The 19355-nt window shown below is 67.8% G+C and carries 20 protein-coding genes; 12 read left to right on the top strand and 8 right to left on the bottom strand.

The window, feature by feature from the left end:
* From ACZ1A1_RS18775 to ACZ1A1_RS18765, 3 genes are read left to right on the top strand one after another with little or no spacing between them, the layout of a single operon-like run.
* A complete protein-coding gene (locus ACZ1A1_RS18775; RefSeq protein WP_313195641.1) occupies window positions 1-915 on the top strand; it encodes an amino acid--[acyl-carrier-protein] ligase in 915 nt (304 codons plus the stop codon).
* A gap of 1 nt (window position 916) precedes the next feature.
* On the top strand, window positions 917-1885 hold the full coding sequence (locus ACZ1A1_RS18770) for a DUF1839 family protein (protein WP_463621102.1): 969 nt from the start codon (window positions 917-919) through the stop codon (window positions 1883-1885).
* Window positions 1885-4344 (top strand): glycoside hydrolase family 2 protein, encoded by a 2460-nt coding sequence (locus ACZ1A1_RS18765; RefSeq protein WP_463621101.1) that lies wholly within the window; start codon window positions 1885-1887, stop codon window positions 4342-4344. Before ACZ1A1_RS18770 ends, ACZ1A1_RS18765 begins: the two co-directional genes overlap by 1 nt.
* Window positions 4345-4397: 53 nt before the next feature.
* Here the strand turns inward: ACZ1A1_RS18765 and ACZ1A1_RS18760 are convergent, their stop codons facing one another.
* Window positions 4398-4586 (bottom strand): hypothetical protein, encoded by a 189-nt coding sequence (locus ACZ1A1_RS18760; protein WP_415214051.1) that lies wholly within the window; start codon window positions 4584-4586, stop codon window positions 4398-4400.
* A 161-nt stretch (window positions 4587-4747) separates the two neighbouring features.
* On the opposite strand from ACZ1A1_RS18760, the gene ACZ1A1_RS18755 reads away from it, so the two are divergent.
* Together ACZ1A1_RS18755 and ACZ1A1_RS18750 are read left to right on the top strand one after the other, a co-directional pair.
* Window positions 4748-5329 (top strand): IMPACT family protein, encoded by a 582-nt coding sequence (locus tag ACZ1A1_RS18755; RefSeq protein WP_463621100.1) that lies wholly within the window; start codon window positions 4748-4750, stop codon window positions 5327-5329.
* 264 nt (window positions 5330-5593) lie between these two features.
* Window positions 5594-6253: a peroxiredoxin gene (locus tag ACZ1A1_RS18750; RefSeq protein WP_313195646.1), complete on the top strand. Its 660-nt coding sequence runs from the start codon at window positions 5594-5596 to the stop codon at window positions 6251-6253.
* A gap of 55 nt (window positions 6254-6308) precedes the next feature.
* Here the strand turns inward: ACZ1A1_RS18750 and ACZ1A1_RS18745 are convergent, their stop codons facing one another.
* Window positions 6309-6545, bottom strand: coding sequence for a hypothetical protein (locus ACZ1A1_RS18745; protein WP_463621099.1), 237 nt, complete (start codon window positions 6543-6545; stop codon window positions 6309-6311).
* Between the two features lie 98 nt (window positions 6546-6643).
* Here ACZ1A1_RS18745 and ACZ1A1_RS18740 point away from each other — a divergent pair, with 98 nt between their 5' ends.
* Entirely contained in the window at window positions 6644-7255 is a 612-nt protein-coding gene (locus ACZ1A1_RS18740; protein ID WP_415214047.1) for a TetR/AcrR family transcriptional regulator, read from the top strand.
* A 4-nt stretch (window positions 7256-7259) separates the two neighbouring features.
* Here ACZ1A1_RS18740 and ACZ1A1_RS18735 read toward each other — a convergent pair whose 3' ends face one another.
* A complete protein-coding gene (locus ACZ1A1_RS18735) occupies window positions 7260-7931 on the bottom strand; it encodes an HAD-IA family hydrolase (RefSeq protein WP_454630284.1) in 672 nt (223 codons plus the stop codon).
* A 197-nt stretch (window positions 7932-8128) separates the two neighbouring features.
* Between ACZ1A1_RS18735 and recF the strand changes: the two genes are divergently transcribed.
* Window positions 8129-9253 (top strand): DNA replication/repair protein RecF, encoded by a 1125-nt coding sequence (gene recF / locus ACZ1A1_RS18730; RefSeq protein ID WP_463621098.1) that lies wholly within the window; start codon window positions 8129-8131, stop codon window positions 9251-9253.
* Window positions 9250-10008, top strand: a complete 759-nt coding sequence (gene moeB, locus ACZ1A1_RS18725) for a molybdopterin-synthase adenylyltransferase MoeB (protein ID WP_463621097.1) — start codon at window positions 9250-9252, stop codon at window positions 10006-10008. Before recF ends, moeB begins: the two co-directional genes overlap by 4 nt.
* 125 nt (window positions 10009-10133) lie before the next feature.
* Here the strand turns inward: moeB and ACZ1A1_RS18720 are convergent, their stop codons facing one another.
* The gene (locus tag ACZ1A1_RS18720) at window positions 10134-11138 is read right to left on the bottom strand and encodes a 2-hydroxyacid dehydrogenase (RefSeq protein WP_119257229.1); all 1005 of its coding nucleotides are present in this window, start codon (window positions 11136-11138) and stop codon (window positions 10134-10136) included.
* Between the two features lie 181 nt (window positions 11139-11319).
* Between ACZ1A1_RS18720 and ACZ1A1_RS18715 the strand changes: the two genes are divergently transcribed.
* Complete coding sequence (locus ACZ1A1_RS18715) at window positions 11320-11856, top strand: SH3 domain-containing protein (protein ID WP_313195652.1); 537 nt, start codon at window positions 11320-11322, stop codon at window positions 11854-11856.
* On the opposite strand, the gene ACZ1A1_RS18710 is transcribed toward ACZ1A1_RS18715, so the two are convergent.
* The gene (locus ACZ1A1_RS18710; RefSeq protein ID WP_463621096.1) at window positions 11849-12841 is read right to left on the bottom strand and encodes an adenosine kinase; all 993 of its coding nucleotides are present in this window, start codon (window positions 12839-12841) and stop codon (window positions 11849-11851) included. The genes ACZ1A1_RS18715 and ACZ1A1_RS18710 overlap by 8 nt on opposite strands.
* Before the next feature lie 180 nt (window positions 12842-13021).
* The gene (gene efp / locus ACZ1A1_RS18705; RefSeq protein WP_313195654.1) at window positions 13022-13591 is read right to left on the bottom strand and encodes an elongation factor P; all 570 of its coding nucleotides are present in this window, start codon (window positions 13589-13591) and stop codon (window positions 13022-13024) included.
* A gap of 152 nt (window positions 13592-13743) precedes the next feature.
* Here efp and epmA point away from each other — a divergent pair, with 152 nt between their 5' ends.
* Entirely contained in the window at window positions 13744-14808 is a 1065-nt protein-coding gene (gene epmA, locus ACZ1A1_RS18700) for an EF-P lysine aminoacylase EpmA (RefSeq protein ID WP_463621095.1), read from the top strand.
* Window positions 14805-15866 carry a lysine-2,3-aminomutase-like protein gene (locus ACZ1A1_RS18695; RefSeq protein WP_463621094.1) on the top strand — a complete coding sequence of 354 codons (1062 nt, stop codon included), beginning with the start codon at window positions 14805-14807 and terminating at the stop codon, window positions 15864-15866. The genes epmA and ACZ1A1_RS18695 overlap by 4 nt, the downstream gene beginning before the upstream one ends.
* Before the next feature lie 241 nt (window positions 15867-16107).
* Here ACZ1A1_RS18695 and ACZ1A1_RS18690 read toward each other — a convergent pair whose 3' ends face one another.
* Window positions 16108-17670: a methyl-accepting chemotaxis protein gene (locus ACZ1A1_RS18690; RefSeq protein ID WP_463621093.1), complete on the bottom strand. Its 1563-nt coding sequence runs from the start codon at window positions 17668-17670 to the stop codon at window positions 16108-16110.
* Window positions 17671-17819: 149 nt separating this feature from the next.
* Between ACZ1A1_RS18690 and ACZ1A1_RS18685 the strand changes: the two genes are divergently transcribed.
* On the top strand, window positions 17820-18545 hold the full coding sequence (locus tag ACZ1A1_RS18685; RefSeq protein WP_463621092.1) for a sulfate transporter family protein: 726 nt from the start codon (window positions 17820-17822) through the stop codon (window positions 18543-18545).
* A 3-nt stretch (window positions 18546-18548) separates the two neighbouring features.
* Here ACZ1A1_RS18685 and nth read toward each other — a convergent pair whose 3' ends face one another.
* Window positions 18549-19313 carry an endonuclease III gene (nth, locus tag ACZ1A1_RS18680; protein WP_119257239.1) on the bottom strand — a complete coding sequence of 255 codons (765 nt, stop codon included), beginning with the start codon at window positions 19311-19313 and terminating at the stop codon, window positions 18549-18551.
* Window positions 19314-19355 lie beyond the last annotated feature (42 nt).

The following is a 19355-nucleotide window of genomic DNA, read 5'->3' as shown; positions in this document are numbered from 1 at the left end:
ATGGATATGCAGACCTCGCTTCTCGACCGGCTCTTCGATACCGGCCTTCTCATCGATACCGGCGTAGAGGGCCTCTACGGCCGCAGCGGCGCCTTCGAGGACGTCATCGCCCGCTTCGAGCGGCTGATCGACGCCTATGGCGGCGCCGACGGCGCGGAAGCCATGCGCTTTCCCCCCGGCATGAGCCGCGCGCATTTCGAAAGCAGCGGCTACATGAAGAGCTTCCCGCAGCTTGCCGGCACGGTGCACAGCTTCTGCGGCAGCGAGCTCGACCATATGAGCCTCCTGCAATGCATGGAGGTCGGCGACGACTGGACGAAGGACCAGAAGGCGACGGACATCGTGCTGACGCCGGCGGCCTGCTACCCGCTCTATCCGACCATCGCCAGGCGCGGCCGCCTGCCGGCGAAGGGTGGGCTCTACGACCTGCAGTCCTACTGCTTCCGGCACGAGCCCTCCAGCGACCCCGCCCGCCAGCAGCTCTTCCGCATGCGCGAATATGTCTGCATGGGCACCGAGGGTCATGTGACGGATTTCCGCCAGAGCTGGATGGACCGTGGCCTTGAGATGATGGGCCGGCTCGGTCTCGACGTGACGATCGATGTCGCCAACGACCCGTTCTTCGGCCGCGCCGGCCGCATGCTCGCCAACAACCAGCGCGACCAGAACCTGAAGTTCGAGCTGCTCATCCCTGTGACCTCGGCCGCAAAGCCGACGGCCTGCATGAGCTTCAACTACCACCAGGACGCCTTCGGCACGAAATGGGGCCTTGAGCTGGAAGACGGCAGTACGGCGCATACCGCCTGCGTCGGCTTCGGCCTGGAGCGCATCGCGCTCGCGCTCTTCGCCCGCCACGGCCTCGACATCGCCGTCTGGCCGGCCGATGTGCGCAAGGTGCTGGGATACCAAGACTGACATGGCCGCCGTCTTCGCCGGGCTCGACCCCGAAACCTACCGGCCGCACGCGCTGCACGATGCGGAGCGCATGTGGCCGGAGACGAATTGCTATGTCGATCTGTGGATCGAGGTGCTGAACGCGCTCGGCACTTCCCCCGAGGCGATGCTCGGCTTCACGCTGGCGCAGGATTTCGAGGGCGACCAGTTCACCTTCTTCAAGGTGCCGCTGGAAGACCTCGAAGCCCTCTACGGCATCCGCAGCACCGAGCTTGCCATCTTCGACCGGGTGGAGGACCACGTCGCGACGCAGATCGCCCGCGGCCGGCTCTGCCTCGTCGAGATGGACAGTTTCCACATGCCGGACACGCGCGGCGTCGCCTACCGGCAGGAGCACGGCAAGACGACGGTCGCGATCAACCGGCTCGACCTCGTGGCAAGGCGCCTCGACTATTTCCACAATGCCGGCTTCTTCCGGCTGGAGGGCGAGGATTTCGACGGCCTGTTCCATCTCGATGACGGCCCGGACGACCTGCCCTTCCTGCCCTATACGGAATTCGCGAAATTCCCGGAAAGCCTGCCCGGCGAGGCCCATCTTCGCCGCGAGGCGCAGCGCCTGCTCGCCGTCCACTTCGCCCGGCGCCCGGCGGAAAACCCGCTTTCTGCCTTCGCCAAGGTGTTTCCGGCGCAGGTCGAGGCCGTGGCGGACCGTCCCTTCGGCTTCTTCCACAAATATGCCTTCAACACGCTGCGCCAGGTCGGCGCCAATTTCGAGCTTGCCGGCAGCCATCTCGACTGGCTCGCGCCCGATGGTGGCCTGAAGGACGCCGCCGATGCCGCGCGCAAGGTCTCGGAGACGGCGAAGACGGTGCAGTTCCAGCTTGCCCGCGCCGTGACGCGCCGCCGGTTCGAACCGCTCGCGACCGCGCTCGACCCGGCCGCCGAAGCCTGGGATGGCCTGATGGCGGCGCTCGCCGCGCGGATCGGCTGATGGAGGACGGCGTGCCCGCGACCGGCAGGATGCTCTCGGACGGCTGGCGCATGATCCTCACGCCGGCCGGCGCGATCGCCGATCCGGCAGGGCTCGACGGCCTCTCCGGCTTCATCGACGCCCCCGTGCCCGGCACCGTCGCCGGGGCGCTGGAGCGTGCCGGCCGGTTCGACCGGACGGCGCCCGAGCCGCTCGACCATCTCGACGCCTGGTATGTCCTCGATCTTGCCGGCGAGGCGCCGGGCGAGGCACATCTGCATTTCGACGGGCTCGCCACCGTAACGGAGGTCTGGTGGAACGGCGCGCCGGCGCTCTCCTCCGACAGCATGTTCGTGCGCCACGAACTTCCCGTCACGCTGACGGGCCGCGACCGTCTCGTCCTCTGTTTCCGCGCCCTGAAACCGCATCTCGAAAAGCGCGGCCCCCGTGCCCGCTGGCGCCCGCAGATGATCACGCCGCAGGGCCTCCGGCTCGTGCGCACCACGTTGCTCGGCCGCATGCCAGGCTGGTGCCCGGAGGTCCATGCCGCCGGCCCCTGGCGGCCGGTCCGCCTCTGGCGGCCCGCGCCCGCGCTGCCGGCCGATGTGCGCATCGCCGCCCGTCTGGAGGAGGACGGTACCGGCCGGCTCGATATCCGCTTCCGCCTCGATGGCGCCACATCGCCGCGCATCGAATGCGCCGGCATGGCCGTTGTCGCCACGCGGGACGGGGAGGGCCGGTTTGCCGCAAACCTTTCCATCCCCGAGGTCGCGGCATGGTGGCCGCGCACGCATGGCGCGCCGGTCCTGCACGATGTCCATCTCGTCGTGGACGGTGCACGCCACAGGCTCGGCCGCACCGGCTTCCGCCGCATCCATATCGACCGCGGCGCCGACGGCCGGGATTTCGCGCTGCATGTCAACGGCACGAGAATCTTCTGCCGCGGCGCGGTCTGGACCAATGCCGATATCGTCGACCTGCCGGGCAGCCGCGAACACTATGCGCCGCTCCTGAAACTGGCGGCGGATGCGAACATGAACATGCTGCGCATCGGCGGCACCATGACCTATGAGACGCCGGATTTCTTCGCGCTCTGCGACGAGCTGGGGCTGATGGTCTGGCAGGACTTCCAGTTCGCCAATTTCGATTATCCGGCTAATGATCTCGCATTCATCGGGAATGTCCGCAAGGAAATCGCGCAGTTCCTAGAGGCCAATGCCGCCTCGCCGTCGCTCGCCGTCCTGTGCGGCGGCAGCGAGATCGACCAGCAGGCGGCGATGCTCGGCCTGCCGGAAAGCGCCTGGGCCGGGCCGCTCACCCGCGAGATCCTGCCCCAACTCGCCGCCGCGCACCGGCCGGACGTGCCCTATGTCGAGAATTCGCCGGCCGGCGGCGCCATGCCCTTTTCGCCCAATGCCGGCGTGACGCACTATTACGGCGTCGGCGCCTATTGCCGGCCGCTGGAGGATGCGCGCCGCGCCGAGGTGCGCTTTACCGCCGAAAGCCTCGCCTTCGCCAATGTGCCGGAGCGCGAGACGCTCGACGCGCACCTGCCGGTGCCGGCCGTGCACGATCCGCGCTGGAAGGCGCGCGTGCCGCGCGACCGCGGCGCCTCCTGGGATTTCGAGGACGTGCGCGACCATTATCTCGGCCTGCTCTACGGCGAGGACCCGGCGTGCCTGCGCCGCGAGGATCCCGGCCGCTATCTCGACCTTTCCCGTGCCGTCACCGGCGAGGTAATGGAGGCGACCTTCGCCGAATGGCGCCGGCCGCAATCCACCTGCAACGGTGCGCTGGCCTGGACCTTCCAGGACCTGCTGCCCGGCGCGGGCTGGGGTGTCGTCGATGCGACGGGCCTGCCGAAATCCGCCTGGCATGCCCTGCGCCGCGCCTTCCGGCCGGTTCAGCTCGTACTTTCCGACGAGGGCACCAACGGGCTCGATGTCCATGTCATCAACGACGGCGCGGAAGAACAGACCTTGACGCTGGAGCTTTCCTGCCTGCGCCACGGCCGCCAGCCGGTCGTCGGCGGGCGGCGGGAGGTCCGGCTCGCCTCGCATTCGGCCGAGACGCTGCCGGCGACCGATCTCTTCGGCGCGTTCTTCGACACGACCTATGCCTTCCGCTTTGGCCCGCCATCGCACGATGTCACGGTCGGCCGGCTGGTCGACGGCAACGGAACGGTGATCGCGGAAGCGTTCCACTTCCCGCGCGGTCGGGCGAAGGCGCTCTTTTCGGCAATGTTGTCGGCCGAGCTTCGGCAGGACGATGGAGAATGGCTGCTGGAACTTTCCACGGACCGCTTCGTCCAGTCCGTCGCCGTCGAGGCCGAAGGCTTCCTGCCCTCGGACAACTGGTTCCACCTCGCGCCGGTCGGCGTGAAGGTGTTGCGCCTTGCGCCCCGCGCCGGCATGGACCCGGCGACGCGCCCGGCCGGTGAAATCCGCGGCATCGGCGCCGATTCCGTCGTCTCCTTCTAGGAGATCGCGGGCGGACAACAGGAAATCACCGATGATTTCCTGTGAGGGTCATCTCAGAAGAAGACGTGCAGCGGCCACTGCACCGGACGGCGGGAGGAGGAAAGCCGGCTGCCTTCCAGCGGAAGCCTGTCTTCCGTCGCCGCACCGCGCGCATCGTCGCGATCCTCGTCTTCGGTCTTCGGCTGGAAGCCGACCGGATAGAGGTTGAAGTAGCCGAGCGTCACGCCACCGAGATACATCATGCCATCGCCTCCGCATTGTTACGTTCCGGTAAACATCATGGCGAAAACGTGGCATGTGTCAATAGTCTATAGAATTGGTAGTCTATTCGGCGCTTGAAACCTCGGGCGGGGAGGGGCTACGAGACGGGTTCGACCGAACCGAAACCGCCGAGGGGCTGGCCGTGTATACGCTGGACCGCACCGAACATTTCGAGCAGGAGATCCGCAAGAGCCGGTTCCTGGCGATCGCCTGCCCGGTGGAAAGCGAGGTAGAGGCGAAGGCGCGGCTCGCCGAGGTCTCCGATCCCGCGGCCAACCACAATTGCTGGGCTTACCGCATCGGCCAGGTCTATCGCTTCAGCGACGACGGCGAGCCGAGCGGCACGGCGGGAAAGCCGATCCTTCAGGCCATCGACGGCCAGGCGCTCGACCGCACGCTGGTCGTCGTCACGCGCTGGTTCGGCGGCATCCTGCTCGGCAGCGGCGGGCTCATCCGTGCCTATGGCGGCACGGCGGCGATGTGCCTGCGCGCGGCGCAGAAGACCGAATATGTCGAGCGCGTCGCGCTCACCGTCTCGCTCGGCTTTTCCGATCTCGCGCTGGTCAAGGCGCGGCTTGGCGCCTTCGCCGGGCTGGTGATGGACGAGGAGGCCTATCACGATACCGGCGCGCGCCTTTCCTTCCGCGTCCCCGCCGAAAAGGCGGGCGAGATCGGCCGGCTGATCGTCGACCTGACGAGCGGGCGGGCCGAAATCGGCGCCTGAAGCCGGAATTTTCCCTCGGGGCGAAATAAAATCGTCTTTCCTCCGCGCGGCCTGCCGGGAGAACGGTTTGGCGCATTCGCAAGGACTTGCCGAACGCTGTCTTGCAAGCCGGCGGATCGGCGCAAACTTGCCCTTCCGCCCGGTTTTCCCGAGGGGCGCGCGGCTATAGGCAAGGCCGGCTTTTCGGTCTATCTACCCGGCCTGACATATCTTCGCGGGCGCTTGCCCGCGCTCCCGCACGATCGAATAGAGAGGACGAGACCCATGAGCCTGCGCATCAACGACATCGCTCCGGACTTCACGGCTGAAACCACCGTTGGCCCGATCAGCTTCCACGAATGGATCGGCGACGGCTGGGCCGTGCTCTTCTCGCACCCGAAGAACTTCACCCCGGTCTGCACGACCGAGCTCGGCGCCATGGCCGGCATCGAGGGCGAGTTCCGCAAGCGCGGCGTCAAGATCATCGGCATCTCCGTCGATCCGGTCGACAGCCACACCAAGTGGAAGGCCGACATCCGCACGGCGACCGGCTTCGACGTCGAATATCCGCTGATCGGCGACAAGGACCTCCAGGTCGCCAAGCTCTATGACATGCTGCCCGCCGCCGCCGGCGACAGCTCGGAAGGCCGCACGCCCGCCGACAACGCCACCGTGCGCTCGGTCTTCGTCATCGGCCCGGACAAGAAGATCAAGCTGATCCTCACCTATCCGATGACGACGGGCCGCAACTTCGCGGAAATCCTGCGCGCCATCGATTCGATCCAGCTCACCAGCAAGCATCAGGTGGCAACGCCGGCCAACTGGCAGCAGGGCGACGACGTGATCATCACCGCCGCCGTTTCCAACGAGGATGCCATCACGCGCTTCGGTGCCTTCGACACGGTCCTGCCCTACCTGCGCAAGACCCGCCAGCCGGCCGCCTGAGCGCCGCGGCATCTTCGGAAAGCAAGGAAGCCGGGGTCGAAAGACCCCGGCTTTTTCATGCCCCGCGCAGGATGAAGCCGGCGAACCGCTTCTGCACGAAGGGCGAGACGACGAAGACGATGGCGAACACCATGATCGGCGCGATGACCGCCGTGCGCTGCCAGGTCGTCCAGCCCTCGGTGAGCGGCAGGACGAGGTAGAGAAGCGCGGTGATCAGCGGATAGACGGGCAGCAGCATGGCGAGCGCGAAGTGGAACTTCGAGAGCTTGCGGGGGGATGCGGTGTGGGTCATGGGAGTAACCTTTATGGAACGGAACGTTTCGTTTATATAGAAACGAAACGTTCCGTTCAAGTGCCAGCCGTGCTACAAGCGGAAAAAAGGAAAAGGCCATGGCAGAAACAGAGACGACGCCCGCCCGCCGCTCCATCGGCGCGACGCGCAATCCGGCAAGCGAGGCGGCGATCCTTGCGGCGGCGGAAGCGGTGCTGGTGGAAAACGGGATCGGCGGCTTCTCCATCGAGGCGGTGGCGCGGCGCGCGCGCGCCGGCAAGCCGACGATCTATCGCTGGTGGCCCTCGCAGGCCGCCCTCCTGCTCGACGTCTATCACAGCCGCAAGCGCGTGAGCTTCGTCTTCCCGGACAAGGGCAATGTGCGCGACGACCTGCGCACCTATCTTTCCAGCCTGCTGGTGACCTGGCGGGAGGGAACGAGCGGCGCGGTCTTCCGCTCCGTGCTGGCGAAGGCGCAGGGTGAGCCGGATGCTCTGGCCGCGCTCTGCGCCTACATGGCCGAGCGCCGCCGCGAGAGCGGCGGCATCGTCGCCAAGGCGCAGGCGCGCGGCGAGGTGCGCGCGGATGTCCGGCCGGAGCTGATCACCGAGCTGCTGTCGAGCTTCGCCTGGGGGCGGCTCCTGACCGAGCGGCTCGACGTTTCCGACGAGGAAGTGGACGCCGTGGTCGACACGGTGCTGGCCGGCATCCTCGCGAAACCGGCCGGCTGACCGCTCAGTCCGCCGTGCGCACCAGCCGCAGCCTGCCGTCGGCGTCAACCTCGGTGGCGACGCCTTCGTAGCTCGTCAGCAGCGGATGGCTGGTCTCGATCGGGTGATGGTGCGTCGCCGTCATCACGACGACCTGCGCGCCCGCGCCCTCGCCGGCGAGGATGCCGGCTGGCACGTCCTCGAAGACGAGGCAATCGGACGAGGCGAAGCCGAGCCGCTCGGCCCCGAGGCGGTAGCCGTCCGGCGCCGGCTTGCCCTTGGTGACGTCTTCTGCCGTCACGATGACCTTCGGCAGCGGAATGCCGGCGGCGGCAAGGCGGCGATGGGCGAGCGCGACGGGCGCGGAGGTCACGATGCCCCACCGGTCGGCGGGCAGGGCGGACAGGAACGCGATGGCGCCGGGAATGGGCAGGATGCCGTCGATATCCTCCAGCTCCGCCTGTTCCACCTCCTTCGCCTCCGCGACCGGGTCGACGCCCGGCAGGCCGAGCCGCGTGATCGTGTCGATGCCGCGCACGCCATGCATGGTCGGCAGGAAGGTTGCGACGTCGAGCCCGTGCTTCAGCGCCCATTGCGTCCAGACGCGCTCGGTCGCCGGAATGGAATTGATGATCGTGCCGTCCATGTCGAACAGGAAGGCGGAGAAGCTGCGATCGAAGATGGGGCGTGCGGACAAGGAGAGGACCTGCTGGCTGGGAGGGGAGGATGCGAAGCGCGGCGGGAGTTCTGGATTACCCGCTGCGGGCCGCGCAGGCAACCGTGCTTGACGCGCTTGCGTCGCCGGCCCTGCCGCCCCATCTTTCTGTTGCTCACCCACGAATGTGCCGCGAAGTGATTCCACTCGGGCGAAAAAAATGCTCTAGCTCTCACGCCATGCCGCACAAGGTCTTTCTTTCCCGCCTCAAGCTCACGGATTTCCGCAATTATGCGGCCCTGTCGCTGCCGCTCGACGGCCGGCATGTCGTGCTGACGGGGCAGAACGGCGCCGGCAAGACCAATCTCATGGAGGCCGTCTCGTTCCTGTCGCCCGGCCGGGGCCTGCGCCGCGCCGCCTATGGCGACGTGCCGCGCGCCGGCAGCGAGGGCGGCTTCTCCGTCTTCGCGACGCTGGAGGGCATGCAGGGCGAGGTGGATATCGGCACCGGCACGGAGGGCGGCGAGGACGGCCAGTCGCGAAAGCTCCGGCTCAACGGCACGCCGGCCCGCACCGTCGACGAATTGCTGGACCACCTGCGCGTCGTCTGGCTGACGCCCTCCATGGACGGGCTCTTCACCGGCCCTTCCGCCGATCGCCGCCGCTTCCTCGACCGGCTGGTCCTGTCGCTCGATCCCGAGCACGGCCGCCGCGCGGCGGATTTCGAGAAGGCGATGCGCGGCCGCAATCGCCTCCTCTCCGAGCACCGGCCCGATCCCGTCTGGCTGACGGCGCTGGAAAGGCAGATGGCCGGGCTCGGCATCGCCATGGCCCATGCCCGCCACGAGCTTGTCGGCCTGCTCTCCGGTCTCGTCGAGGCGGCGCGCGACGACGGACCATTCCCCTCCGCCACGATGCGGCTTTCCGGCTTCCTCGACGGGGAATGGCAGCGCCCGGCCTACGAGATCGAGGAGATCTATCTCGGCATGCTGCAGGAGGGCCGCTACCGCGACGCGGCCGCCGGCCGCACGCTGGACGGCCCGCACCGCGCCGATCTCCTCATCCGCCACCGCGAGAAGGACATGGAGGCCGAGCGCTGCTCGACGGGCGAGCAGAAGGCGCTGCTCGTCGGCCTCATCCTCGCCCATGCCGGGCTCGTCGCCGGCATGACCGGCCATGCGCCGGTGCTGCTGCTCGACGAGATCGCCGCCCATCTCGACGAGGGCCGCCGCGCCGCGCTGTTCGACCGGGTCGATGCGCTCGGCGGGCAGGCCTTCATGACCGGCACGGACCGGGCGATGTTCGATGCGCTCGGCGAGCGCGCCCAGTTCCTCACCGTCTCGAACGGAGGCATCCTGCCATGACCGATCCGCTGAGCCCCGAAGAGATCGACCGCTACCGCCGCCACATCGTGCTCGCCGAGATCGGCGGCGCCGGCCAGCAGAAGCTGAAGGGGGCCAATGTGCTGGTCGTCGGGGCGGGCGGCCTCGGCGCGCCGGTCATCCAGTATCTCGCCGCCGCCGGCATCGGCCATGTCGGCGTCCTCGACGACGACACGGTCTCGCTCTCCAACCTCCAGCGCCAGGTGATCCACGACACCGCCGGTATCGGCACGGCGAAGGTCGCCAGCGCCGAGGCTGCCGTCGCCCGCCTCAACCCGCATGTCGCCTTCACCGGCATCGCCGAACGGCTGACGCCGGAGAGTGCCGCGCGCCTGCTTTCCGGCTACGACCTGCTGGTTGACGGCTCGGACAATTTCGACACACGCTATGCCTCGGCCGATGCGGCGGAAGCCGCGCGCATCCCGCTCGTCACGGGCGCGGTCGGCCGCTTCGACGGTTCCGTGACGGTGCTGAAGCCCTATGAGGCGGGACCGGACGGCACGCCCCATCCCGGCTACCGCGACCTCTTCCCCGCCGCCCCGCCGCCGGGCGTCGTGCCCGCCTGCGCGGAGGCCGGCATTGTCGGCGCGCTGACGGGGGTCATCGGCACGCTGATGGCGATGGAGGTGATCAAGCTGGTGACGGGGGCGGGGGAGCCGCTGGTCGGGCGGCTCTTGCTCTATGATGGACTGGCGGCGCGGTTCGAGACGCTGAAATATCGGCGGCGGAAGGTCTGAAACCCCCTCTGCCTGCCGCCATCTCCTCACAAGGGGGGAGAAAGCTGGAGGCTTGCTCATCATTCAAAATTTGAATGCCAACGGACCGGCACATTAACTCCCTCCCCCTTGTGGGGAGGGGTCTTCTACACCCTGCTCGGCAACACCCGATCCGGCGGCCGGTGCCCGTCGAAGAAGGTGCGGATGTTGATCACCACCTTCTCGCCCATGTCCACGCGCCCCTCGATGGTGGCCGAGCTCATATGCGGCAGCAGCACCACCTTGCCTTCTGACGCCAGCTTCAACAGCTTCGGATTGACCGACGGCTCGTTCTCGAAGACGTCGAGGCCGGCGCCGGCGATCCTGCCTTCCCTGAGGCACTTGATGAGCGCCGTTTCGTCGATGATGCCGCCGCGCGCCGTGTTGACGATATAGCTCGTCGGCTGCATCAGCTCGAGCCGGCGGGCCGAAAGCAGGTGGTAGGTGGCGGGCGTGGACGGGCAGTTGACGGAGACGATGTCGACGCGCGCCAGCATCTGGTCGAGGCTGTCCCAGTAGGTCGCTTCCAGCGCGTCTTCCGTGTCCGGGCGCACGCGGTTGCGGTTGTGGTAGTGGATGGAGAGGCCGAAGGCCTTGGCGCGCTTGGCGACGGCGGTGCCGATGCGGCCCATGCCGACGATGCCGAGGCGCTTGCCCCAGATGCGCCGGCCGATCATCCAGGTCGGCGACCAGCCGGACCATTCGCCCTTGCGGTCGGTCAGGATGCGCGCACCCTCGGCAAGCCGGCGCGGCACGGCGAGGATGAGCGCCATCGTCATGTCGGCCGTATCCTCGGTCAGCACGTTCGGCGTGTTGGTGACGGTTATGCCCTTTCGCGCGGCCGCTTCCACGTCGACATTGTCGACGCCGTTGGAAAAGCACGCGATCAACTTGAGCTGCGGCCCCGCCTGCTCGATCAGCGCGGCGTCGATCCGGTCCGTCAGCGTCGGCACCAAGACGTCGGCGCTCTTCACGGCGGCGACGAGTTCGGGCTGGGTGCGCGGGCTGTCGTCGATGTTGAGCTCGGCGTCGAACAGTTCGCGCATCCGGGTCTCCACCACCTCGGGCAGGCGGCGGGTGATGTAGACCTTCGGTTTTTTCTTCTGCGTCATGGGATGTTCCGGCGTGCTGTTGACGGGTCCTTAACCAAGTTGGGCAAGGATTGCTTCATCAGGGGCATTTTCTACCAGACCCGGTCGCGAAGACAATCCGCTCATGGGGCGGTCCGCGCGATTTGCCACTCCGCTCCGGTTCGGCAGTCCGATGCCTTCCTCAGTTTGTGCGGATCTTGCCATGCGTCACCTCGTGCGTCTCAGCCTCGCCGCCCTTGCGGGCATCCTCGTTTCCGTCGCCGGCGTCGAATTCGCCCATGCGCAGGCGGCCAAGGGGCCGAGCGGCCTGCCGCTTCCCCGCTTCGTCAGCCTCAAGGCGAAAAGCGTGAACCTGCGCGTCGGCCCGAGCGTCGATTATGCCGTTTCCTGGCGCTACATGAAATCGGGCGTACCGGTGGAGATCATCCAGGAATACGACAACTGGCGCCGCATCCGCGATGCCGACGGCACGGAGGGCTGGGTCAACCAGGCGCTGCTGTCCGGCGAGCGAACCGCCGTGACCGCGCCGTGGATGCGCGGCAAGGGCGACGAGATCTTCGTCAACATGCGCCGCGAGGCGCTGGCGAACGCCACGGTGGTCGCCAAGATCCAGCCCGGCGTCGTGGTCAAGGTCGGCGAATGCAACGGCGACTGGTGCCGTGCCGAAGTGGACGGCACGGCCGGCTGGGTCTCGCAGAACGAGATCTGGGGCGCCTATCCCGGCGAAGCCTTCAAATAAGGCCGGCCTTTCGGCCTTCCTCCGCCAGCGACAGCAGCGGGCGGGGGCCGACCTGCTGGATGACGAGCCCGGCGGCAAGGCTGCCGAGCCGGCCGCAATCGGCAAGCGACCGCCCGGCCGTATAGCCATAGAGGAAGCCGGCGGCATAGAGGTCGCCCGCGCCGGTGGTGTCGACCACGCGCGGAATGCTGATCGCGTCGACTTTCGTCCGCTCGCCCTTGGTCAGGATGACGGAGCCTTCCTCGCTCATCGTGACCGCCGCAAGCCGGCAATCCCCGGCGATGCGCCGCAGCGCCTCCTCGAAGTCCTCCGTCTCGTAGAGCGCCAGGGCCTCGGCCTTGTTGGCGAAGACGATGTCGACGGTGCCGGAGCGCATCAGGTCAAGGAATTCGCCGCGGTAGCGGTGCACGCAGAAACTGTCGGAAAGCGTCATCGAGACTTCGCGGCCGTTCGCATGGGCGATGCGCGCGCATTCGCGGATCGCGTCCTTGGCGCGCGGCGGATCCCACAGATAGCCCTCGAAATAGGTGACCCTGGCATCTGCGACGACCTGTTCCTCCACGTCCTCGGGGCCGAGCTCGACGCAGGCGCCGAGATAGGTGTTCATCGAGCGTTCGCCGTCCGGCGTCACGAAGATCATCGAGCGGGCGGTCGGCGGCGTGCCGGCGAGCGGCTTCGTCTCGAAGTGGACGCCCTGGGCGCGGATGTCGTGGATGAAGATGTCGCCGAGCTGGTCGCCCGCGACCTTGCCGAAATAGGCGGCCCTGCCGCCGAAGCTGGCGACGCCCGAGGCGGTGTTGCCGGCGCTGCCGCCGGAGGCTTCGAGCGCGGGGCCCATGCGCGAATAAAGCAGTTCCGCCCGTTCCGCGTCGATGAGGTTCATCGCGCCCTTGATGATGCCGTTGTCGGTGATGAAGTTCTCGTCGCAGCGCGCGATGATGTCGACGATGGCGTTGCCGACCGTCAGCACGTCGTATTTTGTCATGCGGGAAAATCCCTTCCTGAAGGGTGGGGAGACCGGAGCAGCCCCTCATCCCGCTGCCGCGACCTTCTCCCCGCGGGCGGGGAGAAGGGACTTGTGGCGAAGCGTGCATCCTTCCCTTCTCCCCGCTTGCGGGGAGAAGGTGCCGGCAGGCGGATGAGGGGCCGCCCGATCCGGTCCTTGTCAGTCCTTGGCGCGTTCCACGTAGGAACCGTCTTCCGTCGCGATGACGACGCGGGTGCCGGCGGTGATGTGCGGCGGAACCAGCGTGCGGACACCGTTCGACAGCATCGCCGGCTTGTAGGAGGAGGAGGCCGTCTGGCCCTTGACGACCGGCTCGGTCTCGGTGATTTCGAGCGTGACGTGGCGCGGCAGGTCGATGGCGATCGCGACGCCCTCGTGCACGGAAAGAACGACCGTCATGCCTTCCTGCAGGTAGGCCTTGAGATCACCGATGTCTTCCTGCGACATGGTGAGCTGGTCGTAGGTTTCCGGGTTCATGAAGTGGTAGCCGTCGCCGTCTTCATAGAGGTAGTTGTGCTCGCGGTCCTCGACGAAGGCGCGCTCGACCTGCTCGGTCGTGCGGTAGCGTTCGGAAACCTTGGTGCCGTCGGAGATGCGGCGCATGTCGATCTGCGTGACCGGCGTGCCCTTGCCGGGGTGGAAGTTCTGCGCCGTCAGCACGACATAGAGCTTGCCTTCGACCTCGAGGACATTGCCCTTGCGGACGGAAGAGGCGATGATCTTTACCATAAGTCTTCCTTGTAACTGGATGGATCGCGTCGTAGAGGACCGCCACGAGACGCGTTCCCCGAACGCCGAAAAAGCGTTTTCGGGGCCGCAACTACCCTATATTCCGGCAAAAGACCAGTCTTGCCGCCGGCATGGCCGAAGAAACCTGTCACATGAGCGCCACAAGCCCCAAGCCCTCGCCCTGGTGGACGCCCGATGTCCACGCCGATCGCCGGCCGTTCCTGATGGCGCGAAACCGCATCCAGGCGGCGCTGCGCGGCTGGTTCGCCGCGCGCGGCTTCATCGAGGTGGACACCGCGACGCTGCAGGTCTCGCCCGGCAACGAGGCGCATCTCCATGCCTTTACGACCGCCGCCATCGGCCATGCGGGCACGAAAACGCCGCTCTATCTGCATACCTCGCCGGAATTCGCCTGCAAGAAGCTGCTGGCGGCGGGCGAGCAGCGCATCGCCTGCTTCGCCCATGTCTACCGCAACCGCGAGCGCGGCCCGCTGCACCATCCCGAATTCACCATGCTGGAATGGTACCGCGCCGGTGAGACCTATGACGTGCTGATGGCCGATTGCGGCGACATGCTCGCGCTCGCCGCCGAAACGGCCGGCGTCTCCCTTCTCTCTTATCGCGGCGCGACCTGCGATCCCGCGCTGCCGCCGGAGCGGCTGACGGTGGCCGATGCCTTCACGCGCCATGCCGGCATCGACCTCCTCGCGACGATCCGCGCCGATGGCGCGACCGACCGCGAGGCCCTCGCCGCCGCCATGCGGGCAGCAAGCCTCCGCGTTGCGGATGACGACACCTGGGCCGATCTCTTCAGCCGCGTGCTGGTGGAGAAGATCGAGCCGGCACTCGGCTTCGGCCGCGCCACCATCCTCTGCGAATACCCGACGGCGGAAGCCGCGCTGGCGCGACCCGCGCCGCACGATCCGCGCGTCGCCGAGCGCTTCGAGCTCTATGCCTGCGGCGTGGAGCTCGCCAATGCCTTCGGGGAGCTGACGGACGCCGCCGAGCAGCGCCGCCGCTTCGAGCTGGAAATGGCGGAAAAGGCCCGCGTCTATGGCGAGACCTATCCGCTCGACGAGGACTTTCTCGCCGCCCTCGCCCTCATGCCGGAAGCGAGCGGCATCGCGCTCGGCTTCGACCGCCTCGTCATGCTGGCGACCGGCGCGCCGCGCATCGACCAGGTGCTCTGGGCCCCCGTCGCGGAGACCGCGCCGTGACGGCCGCGCGCAGCCTGACCACGGTTGCCGAACTTGCCGCCGCCGGCCTCCTGCCGGAGGAGAAGCGGCGCGCCGCAACCGCCGTTGCCGAGCGCTACGCTGTCGCCGTCACGCCCGCGCTCGCCGCGCTGATCGACGCGGACAATCCGCTCGATCCCATCGCCCGCCAGTTCATCCCCGATGCCGCCGAGCTCGTCACCCTGCCGGAAGAGCGCGCCGACCCCATCGGCGACCTCGCGCACAGCCCCGTCGAGGGCATCGTGCACCGCTATCCCGACCGCGTGCTGCTCAAGGCCGTGCATGTCTGCCCGGTCTATTGCCGCTTCTGCTTCCGCCGCGAGATGGTTGGCCCGGAAGGGCTCGGCACCCTGTCGCCCGGGGCGCTCGATACGGCCATCGCCTATATCGCGGAGCGGCCGGAGATATGGGAGGTCATCCTGACGGGCGGCGATCCGCTCGTCCTCTCCCCGCGCCGCCTCCGCGCGATCATGGAACGGCTTGCGGCGATCGATCACGTGAAGATCGTCCGCTTCCACAGCCGCGTTCCCGTCGTCGATCCCGAGCGGATCGACGCCGCGCTGATCGAAGCCCTGAAGGCCTCCGGCAAGACGACCTATGTGGCGCTCCACGCCAACCATCCGCGCGAATTCACGGCCGAAGCCCGTGCCGCCATCGCCCGCATCGTCGATGCCGGCATGGTGATGATCAGCCAGACGGTGCTGCTCAAGGGCGTCAACGACGATGCCGGCGTGCTGGCGAGCCTGATGCGCACCTTCGTCGAGAACCGCGTGAAACCCTATTACCTGCACCACCCCGACCTCGCCCCCGGCACGGCCCATTTCCGCCTGACGCTCGCCGAAGGCCGGGCGCTGGTCGAGAGCCTGCGCGGCCACGTCTCCGGCCTCTGCCAGCCGGCCTACATCCTCGACATCCCCGGCGGCCACGGCAAGGTGCGGGCGGATTCGCCGGCAGTGGAGGAAGCGGACGACGGCAGCTTTCGCCTGCGCGATTTCCGCGGGGAGACGCATGTCTATCCGCCGGAGGAAGGGCTGGCCTAGCACCGGCCTTTCGTTCCGCGAGCGGGTGCCTCCCTGGGAGGGAGGGCTGTTGCATATGGGAGGAAGATGCCTCCCCATCCCCCTTCTCCCCGCTGGGGAGAAGGGAAGAGCAGCAATGCCGAATTCCGTAGGCGATAGCCCTGCCCTGAGGGGGAGTGGACTGGGTCAAATCAAGCAAGGAGAGCAAGGGCTTCGAGGGAAAGGCGCGCCTCACGCTCTCGCCTGAACTACGCTCCTCGTCTCAAAACTCTTCCCAATCCCCCTCGTTGCCCTTCTCCTGCCGCACGCCGAGCGCGCCGGCGAGCTTTTCGCTGAGCGCGAGGGCGGGAGAAGTGACGGGGCGGGATTTCTCCGTCGCGGCCTTGATGTTCCATTGGCCCGGAGACTTGCGGGCGACCTTCTGCTCCGGCGCGGGTGCGGCGGGCGGTGCCGGCGGCGTGGCGGGGACGACGTGGAGATGCGGCGCGTGCATGGTGCGGCCGGCAGCAGCCGAACCGCCGACGTTGAACTGGCCGATGAGCGCGTTCAGCGCCTGCACTTCCAAGGCGAGGCCCTGGGCGGCGGCGGTCGTCTCCTCCACCATGGCGGCGTTCTTCTGCGTGCCCTGGTCCATGGCGTTGACGGCCATGTTGATTTCCTGAAGCCCGATCGACTGCTCCCGCGCGGCCTCGACGATCGCCTGGACGTGGCCGTTGATCTCCTGCACCTCGGCGACGATGGTCTGGAGCGAGCGCCCCGTATCGCCGACGAGCGAGACGCCGGTGCGCACCTGCGCCTCCGACGTGTTGATCAGCGTCTTGATCTCCTTGGCGGCCTTGGCCGAACGCTGGGCAAGTTCCCGCACCTCCTGCGCGACGACCGCAAAGCCCTTGCCGGCCTCGCCGGCGCGTGCCGCCTCGACGCCCGCGTTCAAGGCGAGCAGATTGGTCTGGAAAGCGATCTCGTCGATCACGCCGATGATGCTGGTGATCTCGCTGGAGGATTTTTCGATTTCCTGCATGGCGGCGACGGCGCGGCGCACGATCTCGCCGGATTTTTCCGCTCCCGTGCGGGTGCGGGCGACGAGCGAGCCCGCCTCTTCCGCCCGCCGGGTGGAATCCCTGACGGTCGTGGTAATCTCCTCCAGCGCGGCGGCGGTTTCCTCCACGGAGGCGGCCTGCTGCTCGGTGCGGCGCGACAGGTCTTCCGCCGCAGTGCGGATCTGGCCGGCGCCGGCATCGATGGCGCGCGCATTCTCGCGCGCCTCGCGCATCGCCTCGCCGAGGCGGGCGGCGGTGGCGTTGAAGTCGGCGCGCAGGCGCTCGAGGTCGCCGTCGAAGGGTTTTTTGATGCGGCAGGTCATGTCGCCGCCCGCAAGCCTGCCGAGCGCATCGGCAAGGCTGGTGACGGCTTCCTGCACGCGGCCGCTGTCGCGCGTGCGCTCGGCCTCGCGCGCCTGCCGCTCGCCTTCGGCGCGGCGGCGGTCGTCCTCGTTCCGGCGGTCGAGGCGCTGGCGCTCGGCGGCAGTGTCGCGGATGGCCGCAAGGCCGGCCGCCAGCGTGCCGATCTCGTCGCTCCGGTCGGCATGCGAAATGGCAGCATCCGTATCGCCCGCGGCAAGGCGCTTAGAGGCATCGGCAAGCTCGGCGAGCGGCCTTGCGACACGGCGGCTGACGAGGACCATGCCGGCAAGGGCAAGGCCCGCGCTGGCGGCAAGCAGGGCCCAGCGGGAGGCGTCGTCGTCGACGATGCCCTGCAATCCGCCCAGGACGACCATGAGGACGAAGAGCGCAGGCACGAGCCTGCCGATCCGGACATTACGCATGACGGTTCCCTGATTTGTCGCACGGCTGCGTGCGGGTGCGCGGGAGTCTAGGAGCGGTCCTTTAACGGGGTCTTAATGGGCACGCTGCACGCGTGCCTTGCCGGGGGCTTTTCCACACCCTACATGCGGAAGCCGAACAGGAGTTTTCGATGATCTTCGACGCCGTCCGGCTTTCGCTCGCCAATCTCTTCGCGCCCGAGACGCGCAGCGTCTTCTGGAAGGTCCTCGGGCTCACCGTCCTGGCGCTCGTCGTGATCTGGTTCGGGCTGCGGGAAACCTTCATCGCCTTCGCCTGGCCCTGGCTCGAAGGCGCGATGATGCCGAACCTGCCGGATTGGGCGGGCTGGCTCGCCTTCGTCTTCGGCATCGTCGCCAGCCTTGGCCTTGCGCTCGGCCTCGCCCTGCTGCTCGCGCCGGTGACGGCGATCATCGCCGGCTTCTTCCTCGACGATGTCGCCGAGGTCATCGAGACGCGCGACTATCCCGGCGAGGCACGGGGCACGGCGCTGCCGCTCGGCCAGGCCATCGCGGGATCGGTGAAATTCCTCGGCGTGGTCATCCTCGGCAACCTCGTCGCGCTGTTCCTCCTGTTCATTCCGGGCGTGAACCTCGTCGCCTTCTTCCTCGTCAACGGCTACCTGCTCGGCCGGGAATTCTTCGAATTCGCCGCCATGCGCTACCGCACGCCCGCCGAGGCGCGGCTGTTCCGCGCCAAGCATGCTTCCACCGTGCTTCTGGCCGGCTTCGTCATCGCGGCCTTCCTGGCGGTCCCCATCGTCAACCTGATGACGCCGCTCTTCGCCGCCGGCCTGATGGTGCATCTCCACAAGGCGCTGAGCCGCAAGGATCCGGGCTTCTCACTGCGGCAGGGCTGACGCTCAGGGCGTCGGGCCGAACAGCTGCGGGGGAAGCTCGACCAGCGGGGCGGGGACGTCCGAGGTCTTTTCCGGCGACTTGCAGAGATCGGCGATGACGCAGTGCTCGCATTCGGGCCTGCGCGCCTTGCAACAGTACCGCCCGTGCAGGATCAGCCAATGGTGGGCGTGGTAGAGATATTCGTCCGGGATGATGCGCATCAGCTTATCCTCCACCTCGTCCGGCGTCTTGCCGGGGGCGAGGCGGATCCGGTTGGCGATGCGGAAGATATGCGTGTCGACCGCCATCGTCGCCTGGCCGAAGGCCATGGAGAGCACGACATTGGCCGTCTTGCGGCCGACGCCGGGCAGCATCACCAGCTCCTCGCGGGTGCGCGGCACCTCGCTGTTGAAGCGGTCGACGAGCATGCGGCTGAGCGCGATGACGTTCTTGGCCTTGTTGCGGTAGAGCCCGATGGTCTTGATGTATTCCCGCACCTTCTCCTCGCCGAGCGCCAGCATCTTCTCCGGCGTGTCGGCGACCTTGAAGAGGGCGCGCGTCGCCTTGTTGACGCCGGCATCCGTCGCCTGCGCGGAAAGCGCGACGGCGACGACGAGCGTGAACGGGTTCACATGCTCCAGCTCGCCCTTCGGCTCCGGCCGCTGGATGGAGAAGCGGCGGAAGATCTCCTTCAGCTCGTCCTGCGAATAGAGGCTCTTCACCGGCGCGGACGCCTTGCGGCGCGGCGGCGCCGAGGGCGCTTTCTTCCGGGTCTTCACGCTGTCCATGATGCCTCCGATGCGAGCCCCGCAAAACCGCTACACAGTCCC

The organism is Shinella sp. R2-11, from assembly GCF_055330205.1.
Note: the sequence above shows the minus strand (reverse complement) of the source record. Positions and strands in the feature narration are given on the sequence as shown.